At 71.9% G+C, this 14569-nt stretch carries 13 protein-coding genes; 4 read left to right on the forward strand and 9 right to left on the reverse strand.

Translation table 11 applies throughout. The annotated features are described in order from the left end of the window. Positions 1-53: 53 nt before the first annotated feature. A complete protein-coding gene (locus tag IF55_RS26340; RefSeq protein ID WP_030887273.1) occupies positions 54-1151 on the forward strand; it encodes a helix-turn-helix transcriptional regulator in 1098 nt (365 codons plus the stop codon). A 149-nt stretch (positions 1152-1300) separates the two neighbouring features. Here IF55_RS26340 and IF55_RS26345 read toward each other — a convergent pair whose 3' ends face one another. Both IF55_RS26345 and IF55_RS26350 read right to left on the reverse strand, forming a co-directional pair. Beyond that, on the reverse strand, positions 1301-1723 hold the full coding sequence (locus tag IF55_RS26345; RefSeq protein WP_063764041.1) for a hypothetical protein: 423 nt from the start codon (positions 1721-1723) through the stop codon (positions 1301-1303). 133 nt (positions 1724-1856) lie between these two features. Further along, positions 1857-3011: an adenosine deaminase gene (locus tag IF55_RS26350; RefSeq protein WP_030887279.1), complete on the reverse strand. Its 1155-nt coding sequence runs from the start codon at positions 3009-3011 to the stop codon at positions 1857-1859. A 102-nt stretch (positions 3012-3113) separates the two neighbouring features. Here IF55_RS26350 and IF55_RS26355 point away from each other — a divergent pair, with 102 nt between their 5' ends. Together IF55_RS26355 and IF55_RS26360 are read left to right on the forward strand one after the other, a co-directional pair. Next, entirely contained in the window at positions 3114-3896 is a 783-nt protein-coding gene (locus IF55_RS26355) for an alpha/beta fold hydrolase (RefSeq protein WP_030887281.1), read from the forward strand. 282 nt (positions 3897-4178) lie between these two features. Continuing rightward, on the forward strand, positions 4179-5267 hold the full coding sequence (locus IF55_RS26360; protein WP_030887283.1) for a YncE family protein: 1089 nt from the start codon (positions 4179-4181) through the stop codon (positions 5265-5267). Between the two features lie 122 nt (positions 5268-5389). Here the strand turns inward: IF55_RS26360 and IF55_RS26365 are convergent, their stop codons facing one another. Then, complete coding sequence (locus IF55_RS26365; protein WP_030887285.1) at positions 5390-6319, reverse strand: LysR family transcriptional regulator; 930 nt, start codon at positions 6317-6319, stop codon at positions 5390-5392. Positions 6320-6438: 119 nt separating this feature from the next. On the opposite strand from IF55_RS26365, the gene IF55_RS26370 reads away from it, so the two are divergent. After that, entirely contained in the window at positions 6439-7827 is a 1389-nt protein-coding gene (locus IF55_RS26370) for an MFS transporter (RefSeq protein WP_030887288.1), read from the forward strand. Between the two features lie 68 nt (positions 7828-7895). Here the strand turns inward: IF55_RS26370 and IF55_RS26375 are convergent, their stop codons facing one another. The 6 genes from IF55_RS26375 to IF55_RS26400 all read right to left on the reverse strand — a co-directional run bounded on the left by IF55_RS26375 (position 7896) and on the right by IF55_RS26400 (position 14422). Continuing rightward, positions 7896-8489, reverse strand: a complete 594-nt coding sequence (locus tag IF55_RS26375; protein ID WP_048832472.1) for a Uma2 family endonuclease — start codon at positions 8487-8489, stop codon at positions 7896-7898. A 97-nt stretch (positions 8490-8586) separates the two neighbouring features. Continuing rightward, positions 8587-9864, reverse strand: a complete 1278-nt coding sequence (locus IF55_RS26380) for a thymidine phosphorylase (protein WP_030887295.1) — start codon at positions 9862-9864, stop codon at positions 8587-8589. Between the two features lie 156 nt (positions 9865-10020). After that, a complete protein-coding gene (locus tag IF55_RS26385) occupies positions 10021-10365 on the reverse strand; it encodes a cytidine deaminase (protein WP_048832499.1) in 345 nt (114 codons plus the stop codon). 60 nt (positions 10366-10425) lie between these two features. Further along, positions 10426-11712, reverse strand: a complete 1287-nt coding sequence (locus tag IF55_RS26390; RefSeq protein ID WP_030887300.1) for an ABC transporter permease — start codon at positions 11710-11712, stop codon at positions 10426-10428. Then, on the reverse strand, positions 11709-12815 hold the full coding sequence (locus IF55_RS26395) for an ABC transporter permease (RefSeq protein WP_030887303.1): 1107 nt from the start codon (positions 12813-12815) through the stop codon (positions 11709-11711). The genes IF55_RS26390 and IF55_RS26395 overlap by 4 nt, the downstream gene beginning before the upstream one ends. Then, a complete protein-coding gene (locus IF55_RS26400; RefSeq protein WP_078645236.1) occupies positions 12812-14422 on the reverse strand; it encodes an ABC transporter ATP-binding protein in 1611 nt (536 codons plus the stop codon). Before IF55_RS26400 ends, IF55_RS26395 begins: the two co-directional genes overlap by 4 nt. Positions 14423-14569 lie beyond the last annotated feature (147 nt).

Genomic DNA, 14569 nt, shown 5'->3' on the forward strand with positions numbered 1-14569 from the left:
CTACGACCAATACCGGACAGAACCCGCCCGGTATATACGGGAGACTTTCCGGCATGCCCCACCCCATCGCCCGCGTCCTCACCCTCCTGGAACTCCTCCAGTCAGGCGGCACCCGGACCGTCACCGAACTCGCCGACCGGCTGGGCGTCGACGAGCGCACCGTGCGGCGCTACGCCCAGCACCTCATCGACCTCGACATCCCCGTCGAATCGGTGCGCGGTCGCTACGGCGGCTACCGGCTCGCCCCCGGCTACCGCGTCCCGCCGCTCATGCTCAGCGACGACGAAGCGCTCGCCGTCCTGCTCGGCCTGGCCGCGGGCGGCCGGTCGGGGCTGCCGGGACCGACGGGGCTGCCGGGACCGACGGGGCTGCCAGGAGCCACAGGGCTGACCGGACCGACCGGGACCGCGGGGACGGCGAGCGAGACGGCGGCGGCCAAGATCCGGCGCGTGCTGCCGGAGCGGCTGCGCCGCAGGCTCGACGCCGTGCTCGGCTCCCTCGCCTTCACGGAGCCGCCCGGCCCGGCCGCCGCCGCACCCGAGCCCGGCGTCCTCCTGTCGATCGCGGACGCGGTGCACCACCGTCGGCCGGTCTTGCTCCGGTACACGGCGCGCGACGGCCGGCGCAGCGAGCGCACCGTGCATCCGTACGGGGTCGTCGCGCACGCGGGCAAGTGGTACGTGACGGCCGCGGACCCCGCGGCGGGCGAGGACCGGACCTTCCGGCTGGACCGCGTCGCCGACGTGCGGACCCTGCCCGGTTCCTTCGACGCCCCCGTCGGCGTCGACCCGGCGCAGCGCCTCCTGACGGGGCTGGCCACGGCCCCGTACCGGCATGAGGTGGCCGTGCACCTCCAGGCGACGGTCGAGCACATCCGCACCCGACTCCCCGCGAGCGTCGCGGTCGTGACGGAACTGCCCCCCACGGAGGACGCCACGCCGGAGGACGCCGCGCCGGAGAACGCCACGCCGGGAGGCGAGGGGTGGTGCCGCGCCGAGATCCGCGCGGAGCGCCTGGACTGGCTCCCCGCCGTTCTCGCCTCCCTGGACCGGCCGTTCGTCATCGAGCGGCCGGACGAACTCCGCGGCCTCGTCGAGGCTTTCGCCCAGCGGCTCGCCTCCTCCGCCAGGCGGCTCCCGCCGCACACGTAAGAGGCCGGTGGCGCGTACGGCCATACCCGCGCCCCCTCCTCCTCACAGCAAACGGCCCGCCCCCCGCGCCGGCACCGAGCGGTGCGCGACGGAGGTACGGGCCGTGGCCGTACGGGCGTACAGGCGCGCCGTACGAGCAGGCGCGCCGGTCAGGCCGGGAGGCCGCCGAGGAGGCCCGCGCCGGGGACCGCGCCGAGGGCGGCGGTGCCGACCGCGGTGGGCACCGTCTTCACGATCTCGCCGGTCGGCAGGGCCTGTGCCGTGCGGCGCGTGGCGGGGAGGCCGCCGAGGAGTTCCTGCGCACCGGCGCTGGTCACCGTGTTGAGCGCCTGGTCGGCGACGGGAGCGGCGGTCCTGGTGACCGTGGAGAACGCGGTCTGGCCGGTGGCCAGGGCCTCGCCGCCCGGCGCGAGCTTGCCGACCGTGCTGACGGGGAGGCTGTCCACGGCGTCGGCGACGGTGGGGGCGACCGTCTCGACGGGCCCGGCAGCGGCGGCGGTGCCGGCGGCCGTGGCGGCGAACGCGGCGCCGAGAGCGGCGACGCCGAGGGTCTTGATGGTTCCCTGCTTCATCAGAATTCGTCCTCATGACGGGGTTGGGGAGCGGCACTGCAACGTAGTCATGGGCCCAGGGGGGTAGCAAGCACCGAAGAAGGGCCGGGACTTGAATTCCCGGCCCTTCTTCGGCTATTTGGACGGATCGCGGCTATGCGATGAAACCGCTGCTCACCACGGGTTCCGCGGCCGTCTGACGGAACAGCCACTCGGACTTCAACTCGGCGTATCCGGGCTTGATGACTTCATTGATCATCGCCAGTCGTTCACCGAAAGGAATGAAAGCCGACTTCATCGCATTGACGGTGAACCATTCCATGTCGTCGAGCGTGTACGAGAAGGCGTCGACGAGCTTCTCGAATTCGCGGCTCATGCTCGTGCCGCTCATCAGGCGATTATCGGTATTTACGGTCGCCCTGAAACGCAGTTTACGGAGCAGCCCGATCGGGTGTTCCGCGTAGGAAGCGGCCGCGCCCGTCTGGAGGTTCGAGGACGGGCACAGTTCCAGCGGAACGCGCTTGTCCCGTACGTACGAGGCGAGCCGCCCGAGCCTGACGGAGCCGTCCTCGGCGACCTCGATGTCGTCGATGATCCGCACGCCGTGGCCGAGCCGGTCGGCGCCGCACCACTGGAGCGCCTGCCAGATGGACGGCAGGCCGAACGCCTCGCCCGCGTGGATGGTGAAGTGGTTGTTCTCCCGCTTGAGGTATTCGAAGGCGTCGAGGTGTCGGGTGGGCGGGAAGCCGGCCTCGGCGCCCGCGATGTCGAAGCCGACGACGCCCAGGTCGCGGTAGCGGTTGGCGAGTTCGGCGATCTCCAGGGCGCGGGCGGCGTGCCGCATGGCGGTCAGCAGCGCGCCGACGCGGATGCGGTGGCCGTTCTCCTTGGCCCGCCGTTCGCCTTCGCGAAAGCCCTCGTTGACGGCCTCGACGACCTCGTCGAGGGTCAGCCCGCGCTCCAGGTGCTGCTCGGGCGCGTACCGAACCTCCGCGTAGACGACGCCGTCCGCGGCGAGGTCCTCGGCGCACTCGGCGGCGACGCGGACCAGCGCGTCGCGCGTCTGCATGACGGCGCAGGTGTGCGCGAAGTTCTTGAGGTAGCGCTCCAGGGAGCCGGAGTCGGCGGCCTGCCGGATGAGGGCGCCGAGCTTGTCGGCGTCGCCCTCGGGGAGGCCGTCGTAGCTGGTCTCGTGGGCGAGGTCGATGAGGGTGCCGGGGCGCAGGCCGCCGTCGAGGTGGTCGTGCAGCAGCGCCTTGGGCGCGCGGCGGATCTGCTCGGGGCTGGGTGGTGCGGGCTGGCTCGTCATCCGGGAACTTTAACTCCTACGCGCGTAGACGACGGCGAACGATACGTAACGGTGACCCGTCGCCGGGGTGGACACGCGCGCTCCTTCTGCCATCGTTTCTGCATGGCTCAGGAAGCTCTCCCGGAGCGCGGTGCGGCTCGGCTCGGCAAGCCCGTCGGAACGGCCGGCACGGTGCACGGCGTCGCCCTGCTCCTTCCCTCGGGCGAAGCGTCCGGCACCCGGCGCCCGTCTCGCCTGCCGGTCGCCGCCATGCGCCCGCTCGCGAGACGGCTCGCGCGCGCGGGGCGCGAGGAGGGGCTTGTCGTCCATGTCGTGCACTACCGCTTCCGGGGCTGGAACGGCGCCGCCGCGCATCCGGCGCGCGACGCCGAGTGGGCCGTCGACGAGGCCGTACGCCGCTACGGCGACGTGCCGGTCTGCCTGATCGGTACGGGCATGGGGGCGCGTGCCGCGCTGCGCGCCGGGGGCCATCCGGCCGTCAACTCCGTTCTCGCGCTCGCCCCTTGGCTGCCGGAGCCGGATTCCGCCGCCGGGCCGGGCTCGGCCCCCGAGCCCGAACCCGACCCCGTCAAGCAGTTGGCGGGCCGTCAGGTGCTGATCGCGCACGGCACCAATGACGCGCGTACCGACCCGGACCTGTCGTACCGGCTCGCCGAGCGCGCCAAGAAGATCAACCGGCAGGTGTGCCGCTTCGAAGTCCACTCCGACGGGCACGGGTTGCACCAGCACCGCTCCGAAGTCACCGCGCTGGCCGTTGACTTCATGATGGGTTCGCTGTTCGCGCGGGGGTATTCACGGCCGGTGGCGGACGCGCTGGCGGCGCCGCCGCCGCTCGGGCTGCGGATGCCGCTGGCGGCGGGGTTCGGGTCGTCGCTGCGGCAGTGAGCCACGGGCCGCCGCCACGTCCACCATGTCCGCCACGTCCGGCACGTCCACCACCTCCGCCATGTCCGCCTCGGCGGTGAGCCACGCACCCTCGCAGCGGTGCGTACGCCTCTCAACGCGGCGCGCCCCCGCCGCCCCTCTCGCCACTTTCGCCCCACCCGCCCCCTGACTACTTAGGCAAGCCTAAGCTAAGCTGACGATCGTCCGAGGCCGCACCGCCCGGATGCCGTCCGCGCGCCTGTCTTCTTGGCGTCCATGCCTGTTCTTTGGGGAGTAGTGACGATGACCGTCAGACACCAGCACGCCGCCCACAAGCTCGTCCGCCGGTCCGCCGCCGTCGTCCTCGCCGCGGGCACCGTCCTCGGCGCCGCCGGTGCCGCCACCGCCGCCCCGGCCGCCCCCGCGCACCACCGGCCGCACCACCAGACCTCGTACAAGGTCGACTCCGCGCAGCTCGCGCGCGGCCTCTACCAGTCCTCGTACTCCGAGCGGAACCACGTGCTGTGGGCGACCACGGCCGTCGGCCGCCCGCCGGTCACCCAGTCCCAGCTCCTGAAGGTCGACCCGAAGTCGCTGAAGACCAAGGCCGCCTACACCCCGCCGGTCACGGACGCGAGCACCAAGGCCGTGGAGGCCGTGTACGGCGTGGCCGTGGACGACGCGCACAACACGGTGTGGACCACCAACACCCGTAACGACTCGGTGGCCGTCTACAGCCAGCGCACCGGCAAGCACCTCGCCACCGTGCCCGGCGTGAAGCACGCCCGCGAGATCGTCGTGGACGAGCGCCACAACACCGCCTGGGCCAGCGGCTTCGGCGACGGCAGCATCGTGGGCTTCGACACCCGTACCTTCAAGGAGAAGAAGCGGGTGACGGTCAAGGGCGCCGGCACCACCGGGCTCGCGGTCAACAAGTGGACCGGCACGGTCTACGCCACCGACCTGACCAACAGCAACATCATCGCCGTCTCCCGGTTCTCCGACCAGCCCAAGCTGATCCCCACCGGCCAGGGCCCCATCTCCATCGCGCTCTCCCGCGACGGCCGCACCGCCTACACCGCCGACAACAAGGGCGGCACCCTCTCCGTCGTCGACCTGCTCAAGGGCAAGGTGACGCGGACCGTGAAGACCGGTGAGGGCGCGCTGTCCGTCGCCGCCGACCCGCGCTCCGGCAATGTGTTCGTCGCCAACCGCGGCCCCGGCAACACCACCGTCGTGGACCCGCACAAGGGCGCCGTCGTCGCCACCCTGGCCACCGGCCCCAACCCCAACCACGTGACCGTGGCGCGCGGTACGGCCTTCGTGGTCGACAAGGCCGCGGCGGGCGACAAGCTCCTCGACTCCGTGCACCGCATCAGCGCCGAGCGCTGACACAGGCTCTGCCTCCGGCGGGCGGCCCCTGACCCGAGCCATGCCCCCATCCTGATCGCCCCCGCGGCCGGCACCGCGGGGGCGATCGGGTTTTTCCGCCCGCCTCTGCGCGATATCACCGCTCAGCGCGGCAGCAACTGCCCCCGGCGGGAGAGCAGGAACCGCTTGAACGCCGCGACCGGCGGGGTGTCCGGGTGCCCGTCGAGCCAGGCCACGCCGATCTCGCGGACCGCGCGCGGCGCCGTGACGGTCAGTTCCACGACGCCCGGCCGGGGCACCGCCGGGGGCGGCAGCAGCGCGACGCCCAGCCCGGCGGCGACGAGCCCGCGCAGCGTCTCGGCCTCCTCGCCCTCGAAGGCGACCTTCGGCTTGAACCCGGCCTCCGCGCAGAGCGTGTCCGTGATGCGGCGCAGCCCGTACCCGGGTTCGAGGGTGACGAAGAGTTCGGCCGCGGCCTCCGCGAGCCGCACCCGCCTGCGCCCCGCGAGCGGGTGGTCGTCGGGGACGACCAGGCGCAGCTTCTGCTCGTCGAGGCGGCGGGCGACGAGGTCCGGGGCGTCGGGGACGGGCGCGGTCAGACACAGGTCCAGTTCGCCGGCGCGCAGTCCGGAGATCATCGCCTCGCCGTAGTTCTGTACGAGCTGGAAGCGGACCCGCGGGTGGTCGGCGCGGAAGTCGCGCAGCAGGCCGGGCACCGTCTCGGGGCCGAGGGTGTGCAGAAAGCCGAAGGCGACCTTGCCGGCCGTGGGGTCGGCGTCGGAGCGTACGGACTCGGCGGCGCGGTCCACCTCGGCCAGCGCCCGTTCGACGGAGCCGAGGAACGTACGGCCGGCGGGGGTGAGCGAGACGGTGCGGCCGTGCCGGGCGAACAGCGCCACGCCGAGGTCGCGTTCGAGCCGGGCCATGGCGCGGCTGAGGGTCGGCTGGGGGACGTCGAGCTGGTGCGCGGCGCGCGTGACGTGCTCCTGGCGGGCGACGGCGGCGAACTGGGCGAGCCGCGGGGCGAGGGTCGCCGCCCAGGAGCCGGCGTCGAGCTCCACCGTGGCCGACATGTCGATTTCACTACGGGTGGGTGACAGGGACGGCGCTGGCCTGTGCTCATGCTCCATGGCATCGATTATCGCCGTTTCATGCATTGGACGCATGAAAGGTACGTGCATACGGTCATTACATGCGCCCTGCCGATACGGGGGCGTCCGCGGCGGTACAGCGCGTGGATGCCCGCACACAGTCGCCCACCGGAACCGACGAACCCACCGGACCAGACGAAGCGGCCGGCGGTGCAGCCGGCGCCGCGGCCCCGGACCGTCCTGCTTCGACCGCGGATGTCGTCGACATCGCCGAAGCCGACGCCGACAAACTGGTGCCCGGCGGGCCCGGCTACCGGAAGATGAGCTTCGCGCTCTTCTCCGCCGGCATCTCCACCTTCGCGCTCCTCTACTCCACCCAGGCGCTGCTCCCCGCGATCTCCGACGACCTGCGCGTCAGCCCGGACCAGGCGAGCTGGACCGTGTCCGCGGCGACCGGGGCGCTGGCCGTGGCCGTCGTGCCGCTGAGCGCGCTCTCCGAGCGGTACGGGCGGCGGGCCATGATGACGGGCTCGCTGATCGTCGCGGCGCTGGTGGCGCTGGCCGCGCCGTTCGCGCCGAACCTCGCGACGCTGATCGCGCTGCGCGCGGTGCAGGGCGCGGCGCTGGCCGGGCTGCCGGCCTCGGCGATGGCGTACCTGGCGGAGGAGGTACGGCCCAAGGCGCTGGTCGCCGCGATCGGGCTGTTCGTATCGGGCAACAGCATCGGCGGCATGTCCGGCCGGATCGTGACGGGCTGGGTCGCCCAGGCGTCCAACTGGCGGGTCGCGCTGGGCGTGGTCGGCGTCATGGCGGTGGTCTGCGCGGTGGTCTTCCGGGCGACGATCCCGCCCGCCCGGAACTTCACCCCCCGCCCCGTCTCGCCGCGCTCCCTGGCCCGTACGGTCCGCGGCCACCTCTGCGACCCGCTGATGTGCCGGCTGTACGCGCTCGGGGCGCTCTTCATGGTCGTATTCGGCGCGGTCTACACGGTGATCGGCTACCGCCTGACCGCCAAGCCCTTCGAGCTGCCGCAGGGCATCGTGGGCTCCATCTTCCTCGTCTATCTCGTCGGCACCGTCACCTCGGCCCTCGCCGGCAAACTCGTCGAACGCCTGGGCCGGCGCGGCGCCCTGTACCTGGCGATCGGCACGGCGTCCCTGGGCCTCGTCCTCAGCGCCCTCGACTCGCTGATCACCGTCCTGCTGGGCCTGGTCCTGATAACCGCGGGCTTCTTCGTAGGCCACTCGGTCGCCTCGTCCTCGGTCAGCCACACCGCCACCACGGGCCGGGCCCAAGCTTCTGCCCTCTACCAGACCACCTACTACCTGGGCAGCTCCCTGGGCGCCCTCCTCGGCGCCCTCGCCTTCCACGCCGCAGGCTGGAACGCCACCGTGGCCCTGGGCCTCCTCGCCATGGCATCCGCCGCCGCCATCACCCTGTACGCCACCCGCAAGGCCGCAGCCGAACGGCGGCTCGCGACGAGCGCATAGCCCCGAGCACGACAAAGGGGCCGCCCACACCTTCCGGTGTGGGCGGCCCCTTCGGACTGTCGGCGGAGTCAGCTAACGGGAAAGAGCGCGGTGTCGACCGTGACATCGAACGGCTCGGGAAGATGCAGCTCATCGCCGTAGGCCACCGATGCGAGCACGCGGTACGAGCCCCCCTTCGGCTCACCGTAGAGCGTGGCCGTCGGCTTCCCGGAATGCCACGGGTCCAGCAGCAGGTAGAGGGGGACTTCGGCGGAGGCGTAACCGTGCAGCTTCTCGATCCGGTCGTGGTTCGCGTTGGACGAGGAGGTGATCTCGACGACGAGCTGGGCCGCGTCGGCTGTCTGCCGCTCTTGGCGGCGGGGCAGCAGCTTCTTAGGAATGACGGCGAGATCGGGAACGTACAGCCCCCGCCTGCCGGGCACGGTCAGCCCCTGGGTCTGGTAGATCCCCCAGTCCCGTGGGATGGCGGTGTACAGCAGACGCTGAAGCTCGTCCGCGGTGTCGTTATGGTCGCTCTCCGGCGGTGGTGCCACGGTGACGATCCCCTCGATGATCTCCACCTTGCAGCCCTCCGGAGGAGACGTCCGCTCCCAGAGTCGGAGTGCCTCGTCCCAGAGGGATTCCTCAACCCGCTGGGGGCGCTCAGCGATGCCTGCTGCCATGGTGTGCTCCTCTATCGGTACGTCACCGATCCCAGCATGCCGAACGGGACCGGCGACGGTCCACCGGTCCCGTTCACCCAAATGGGGAAAGCGCAGGTCAGGCGATGCGGTCCAAGATGATCGGGGTCGGCTCGTACGCCGTGTGCTCGGGGGCGACGAGGACGGCGCCGTCGAGGGCTTCCAGGGCGTAGGCGAACTTTTCCGGGGTGTCCGTGTGGAGGGTGAGGAGGGGCTGGCCGGCGGTGACGGGGTCGCCGGGCTTGGCGTGGAGTTCGACGCCGGCGCCGGCCTGGACCGGGTCCTCCTTGCGGGCGCGGCCGGCGCCGAGGCGCCAGGCGGCGACGCCGACGGCGTAGGCGTCGAGGGTGGTGAGGACGCCGGAGGCGGCGGCGTGGACGACGTGCTGTTCGCGGGCGACCGGCAGCGCGGCGTCCGGGTCGCCGCCCTGGGCGAGGATCATGCGGCGCCAGTGGTCCATGGCGGAGCCGTCGGCCAGCGCCTTGGCCGGGTCGACGTCGCCGAGGCCCGCGGCCGCCAGCATCTCGCGGGCCAGGGCGAGGGTCAGTTCCACGACGTCGGCGGGGCCGCCGCCGGCCAGCACCTCGACGGACTCGCGGACTTCGAGGGCGTTGCCCGCGGTCAGCCCGAGCGGGGTGGACATGTCGGTGAGCAGGGCCGTGGTCCGTACGCCGTGGTCGGTGCCGAGTCCGACCATGGTCGAGGCGAGTTCGCGGGCGTCCTCGATGTTCTTCATGAACGCGCCGGAGCCGACCTTCACGTCCAGGACCAGCGAGCCGGTGCCCTCCGCGATCTTCTTCGACATGATCGAGGAGGCGATCAGCGGGATCGCCTCCACCGTGCCGGTGACGTCCCGGAGCGCGTACAGCTTCTTGTCGGCGGGGGCCAGCCCGTCGCCCGCCGCGCAGATGACGGAGCCGACGTCGCGCAGGACGTCCATCATCTCGGCGTTGCTCAGCAGCGCCCGCCAGCCGGGGATGGCCTCCAGCTTGTCGAGCGTGCCGCCGGTGTGGCCGAGGCCGCGCCCCGAGAGCTGCGGCACGGCCGCGCCGCACGCGGCGACCAGCGGCGCGAGCGGCAGCGTGATCTTGTCGCCGACGCCGCCCGTGGAGTGCTTGTCGGCCGTGGGGCGCGGCAGGGACGAGAAGTCCATCCGCTCCCCCGAGTTGATCATCGCGGCGGTCCAGCGGGCGATCTCCGCACGGTCCATGCCGTTGAGGAGGATCGCCATCGCGAGCGCCGACATCTGCTCGTGGGCGACCTCGCCGCGCGTGTAGGCGTCGATGACCCAGTCGATCTGCTCGGGGCTCAGTCGCTCCCGGTCGCGCTTGGTCCGGATGACGGAGATGACGTCCATGGGCTCGCTTTCTTCGTTTCGTTCTTGGTGTCGGCCAGGATGAAGGCCGGGCCCGCGTCCCCTCAGGGGCGCGGGGAACTGCGCGATCAGCCACAGCCGGCCCGCGGCCGACCCCCGACGGCACAGGGGCGTCACCGCACAAGCGTCAGCGCCGCGTCAGCGCCCCAGGTCCTCCGGACCGAACGCGTCCGGCAGCAGCTCCGACAGCGGCCGGGCCCCCGACGCCGTGTCCATCCACAGCTCCGGCCCCCCGTGCTCCCACAGCAACTGGCGGCACCGCCCGCACGGCATGAGCAGTCCGCCGTCCTTCCCGCAGCAGGTGAAGGCGGTCAGCCGGCCGCCGCCCGTGGCGATCAGTTCGGAGATCAGCCCGCATTCGGCGCACAGCGCCACGCCGTACGCGGCGTTCTCCACGTTGCAGCCGGACACGGTGCGGCCGTCGTCGACGAGGGCCGCCGCGCCGACCGGGAAGCGGGAGTACGGGGCGTACGCGCGCGACATCGTCTCCCGCGCCCGCGCCCGCAGCGCCTCCCAGTCGAACGTCTCCCAGGACTCGTTCACTTACTTCCCCTGGCCCTTCCGGTATGGCTTGCCGTTCGCCTTGGGCATCCGCAGGCGCTGCGCGGAGACGGAGAGCACCAGCAGCGTCACCACGTACGGCGTGGCGTCCACGAACTCCAGCGGCACCCGTGCCGTCAACGCGTACCAGACGATCAGCAGCAGCGCGAACACGCCGCTGATCAGCGCGGTCCGGCGCTGCTGGGCCCGGAGCTTCCAGAGCGCGAGGGCGGCGAGCAGCACGGCGAGGAGCAGCAGCAGCGCGTGGACGGTCTCGCCGCCGCCGCGCAGTTGGAGGCTGTCCATGAAGCCGAAGAGGCCCGCGCCCATGGCGACGCCGCCGGGCCGCCAGTTGCCGAAGATCATGGTGGCGAGGCCGATGTAGCCGCGGCCGCCGGTCTGTCCGTCGGAGTACATGTGGGTGCCGATGGCGAGGAACGCGCCGCCGAGCCCGGCGAGTCCGCCGGAGACGATCACGGCCGCGTACTTGTACGTGTAGACGTTGACGCCCAGCGACTCGGCGGCGACGGGGCTCTCACCGCAGGACCGCAGCCGCAGGCCGAAGGAGGACCGCCACAGCACGAAGAACGTGCCGACGAACAGCGCGGCGGCGGCGATCGTCAGCCAGGACACGTCGGTGACGAGCCCGTCCAATATGCCCGCGACATCCGAGATCAGGAACCAGTGGTGCTTCTCGACGGACGCCAGCCAGTCGGACAGCCCCGGAATGGAGAAGTCCGGCATGTTGCTCATCGGCGGCGACTGCTTGTCGTTGCCGCCGGCGCGCTGCGCGGCGCTGCCGTCCGCGCCGAACCACAGCTTGGCCAGGTACTGGGTGACGCCGAGGGCCAGGATGTTCATGGCCACGCCGGAGATGATGTGGTCGACGCCGAAGGTGACGGTGGCCAGCGCGTGGATGAGCCCGCCGACCGCGCCGCCGGCGATGCCCGCGAGCGCCGCGACCCACGGCCCGTGCTGCCAGCCCATCCAGCCGGCGCAGAACGTGCCGAGCATCATCATGCCTTCGAGGCCGATGTTGACGACCCCGGCCCGCTCGGCCCACAGCCCGCCGAGGCCCGCGAGCCCGATCGGCACGGCGGCGCCGAGCGCGCCGCTGAACTGCCCGGAGGAGGTGAGGTCCTCGGCGCCGGTGACCACGCGCAGGACGGCGAGGAGCAGCAGGGCGCCCGCGAGGAGGAGCAGCACCACCGGATAGGTGAGCTTGCGCCGCTCGGGTTTGTTCCCGCCGCTGAGCCCCTTCGCGAGCACGGCAGTGAGGTTGCTGCTCACGCGGTCACCTCCGCCTTGTCGCTCTTACGGGCCTGGGCGGCGAGTTCCTCGCCGACCTTGCGCTGCTGGGTCCGGAGCCCGTAGCGCCGCACGATCTCGTACGCGATGACGACGCACAGCACGATGACGCCCTGGATGACGCCGACGATCTCCTGCGCGTAGCCCTCGAATTCGAGCTGGGTGCCGGTGCGTTCGAGGAAGCCCCAGAGCAGCGCGCCGAGCGCCATGCCGATGGGGTGGTTGCGGCCGAGGAGGGCGATGGCGATGCCGGTGAAGCCGATGCCGGCGGGGAAGTCGGTGCCGTAGTTGTACGAGACGCCGAGCAGTGTGGGCATGCCGACGAGCCCGGCGACGGCGCCGGAGAGCACCATGGAGGTGACGACCATGCGCTTGACGCTGACGCCACCGGCCTGGGCGGCGGACTCGGAGCGGCCGACGGTGCGCAGGTCGAAGCCGAACCGGGTGCGGCTGAGGACGAACCAGTAGACGAGCCCCGCCAGCGCCGCGACGATCACGAAGCCGTAGACGGGCTTGGGCGTGGTGGGGATCTCGAAGAAGTGCGCGGAGTCGGGCAGGTAGGGGGTGTGGATCAGGTTGCCCTCCTTGATGGCGAGCCGCCCGTCCTGGAGGAAGTAGCCGATGACCGAGGCGCCGATGGAGTTCAGCATGATGGTGCTGATCACCTCGCTGACGCCGCGGGTGGTCTTCAGCAGCCCCGCGATGCCCGCCCAGATCGCGCCGACGACCATGGCCACCAGGATGACCAGCGGGATCTGTACGAAGCCGGGGAGGGTGAGGGAGCCGCCGACGACGGCGGCGAAGAAGGCCGCGATGCGGTACTGGCCGTCGACGCCGATGTTGAAGAGGTTCATCCGGAAGCCGATGGCGACGGCCAGCGCGGACAGGTAGTACGGGGTCGCCTTGTTGATGATCCAGACCTGGCTGTCGCTCTTCGAGCCGAAGTCGACCATGACCTGGTAGGCGTGGAGGGGGTCCTTGCCGGTGGCCGCGATGATCACCGAGGTGATGACGAGGGCGGCGACGATGGCGAGGAGCGGCGCGGCGACCGCGAGGATCAGCTTGTTCTTGTCGAGCTTCTTCACTCTCCCTCGCCTCCGTCCGCGCCGTGAGCGTCGTCGTCGACGTGCTCCAGGTGGCCGGTAGCGGCGCCGGTCATGGCCGAGCCCAACTCCTCCGGGGTGATGGTGGCGGGGTCCGCGTCCGCGACCAGCCGGCCGCGGTACATCACCCGCAGGGTGTCGGAGAGCCCGATGAGTTCGTCCAGGTCGGCGGAGATCAGCAGGACGGCCAGCCCCTCGTGGCGGGCCTCGCGGATCTGGTCCCAGATCTGTGCCTGCGCGCCGACGTCCACGCCGCGCGTGGGGTGGGCGGCGATGAGGAGCTTGGGCCGGTGGCTCATCTCCCGGCCGACGATCAGTTTCTGCTGGTTGCCGCCGGACAGGGAGGCCGCGGTGACCTCGATGCCGGGGGTGCGGACGTCGTAGTCGGCGACGATCCGCTCGGTGTCGGCGCGGGCGGCCTTGAGGTCGAGGAGCGCGCCCTTGCTGTTGGGCGCCTCGGTGACGTGGCCGAGGATGCGGTTCTCCCAGAGCGGGGCCTCCAGCAGCAGCGCGTGGCGGTGGCGGTCCTCGGGGATGTAGCCGACGCCGGCCTCGCGGCGGGCGCGGGTGGGCGCGTGGGTGATGTCGGCGCCGTCGAGGGTGACGGTGCCGCCGTCGGGGTCGCGCATGCCCATGATGGCCTCGACGAGTTCGGCCTGGCCGTTGCCCTCCACCCCGGCGAGGCCGAGGACTTCGCCCTTGTGGATGGTGAGCGCGATGTCGTCGAGTACGGTCCGTACGGCGCCGTCGGAGTCGACGGCGGAGAGCCGCAGTCCGTCCACGGTCAGCATCGGGGTGGTGGTGACGGTCGACTCGCGGGTCTCGGGCGAGGGCAGTTCGCTGCCGACCATCAGCTCGGCGAGCTGCTTGGGGCTCGTCTCGCTCGGCACCACCGAGGCGACGGTCGTGCCGCGCCGGATGACGGTGATGTCGTCGGCGACGGAGAGGACCTCTCCCAGTTTGTGCGAGATGAAGATGACGGTCAGGCCCTCCGCCTTGAGCTCGCGGAGGTTGTCGAAGAGCGCGTCGACCTCCTGCGGGACGAGGACGGCGGTCGGCTCGTCGAGGATGAGCGTGCGGGCGCCGCGGTAGAGGACCTTGAGGATCTCCACGCGCTGTCGGTCGGCGACGCCCAGGTCCTCGACGAGGACGTCGGGGCGGGCCCCGAGGCCGTACGCGTCGGAGATCTCCTTGATCCGGGCGCGGGCGCGGTTGCCGATGCCGTGCAGCTTCTCGCCGCCGAGGACGACGTTCTCCAGCACGGTGAGGTTGTCGGCGAGCATGAAGTGCTGGTGGACCATGCCGATGCCGCGGGCGATGGCGTCGCCGGGGCCGGCGAAGCTGACCTGTTCGCCGTCGGTCTCGATGGTGCCCTCGTCCGGCTTCTGCATGCCGTAGAGGATCTTCATGAGGGTCGACTTGCCGGCGCCGTTCTCGCCGACGAGGGCGTGCACGGTGCCGCGGCGGACGGTGATGTCGATGTCGTGGTTGGCCACGACCCCCGGGAACCGCTTGGTGATGCCGCGGAGTTGGACGGCCGGGGCGCTGGGCGCGCCGGCGGTCGGGGGGCTGCTGGTGGACGCTTTGATGGCGCACTCTCCTCGGAGAAGGGAGCGGTTGGGGAGACGGGGCTGGGCGGGGCCCGGGAACGTACGGCGAGCGGCCGGTGGGCTGCCCGCGGGCGGTCCACGCGCCTCGTAGGCGAACGTACCGCGCCAACTCGCCGCTACGCGCGT

Source organism: Streptomyces varsoviensis (assembly GCF_000718635.1).
Taxonomy (GTDB): domain Bacteria; phylum Actinomycetota; class Actinomycetes; order Streptomycetales; family Streptomycetaceae; genus Streptomyces; species Streptomyces varsoviensis.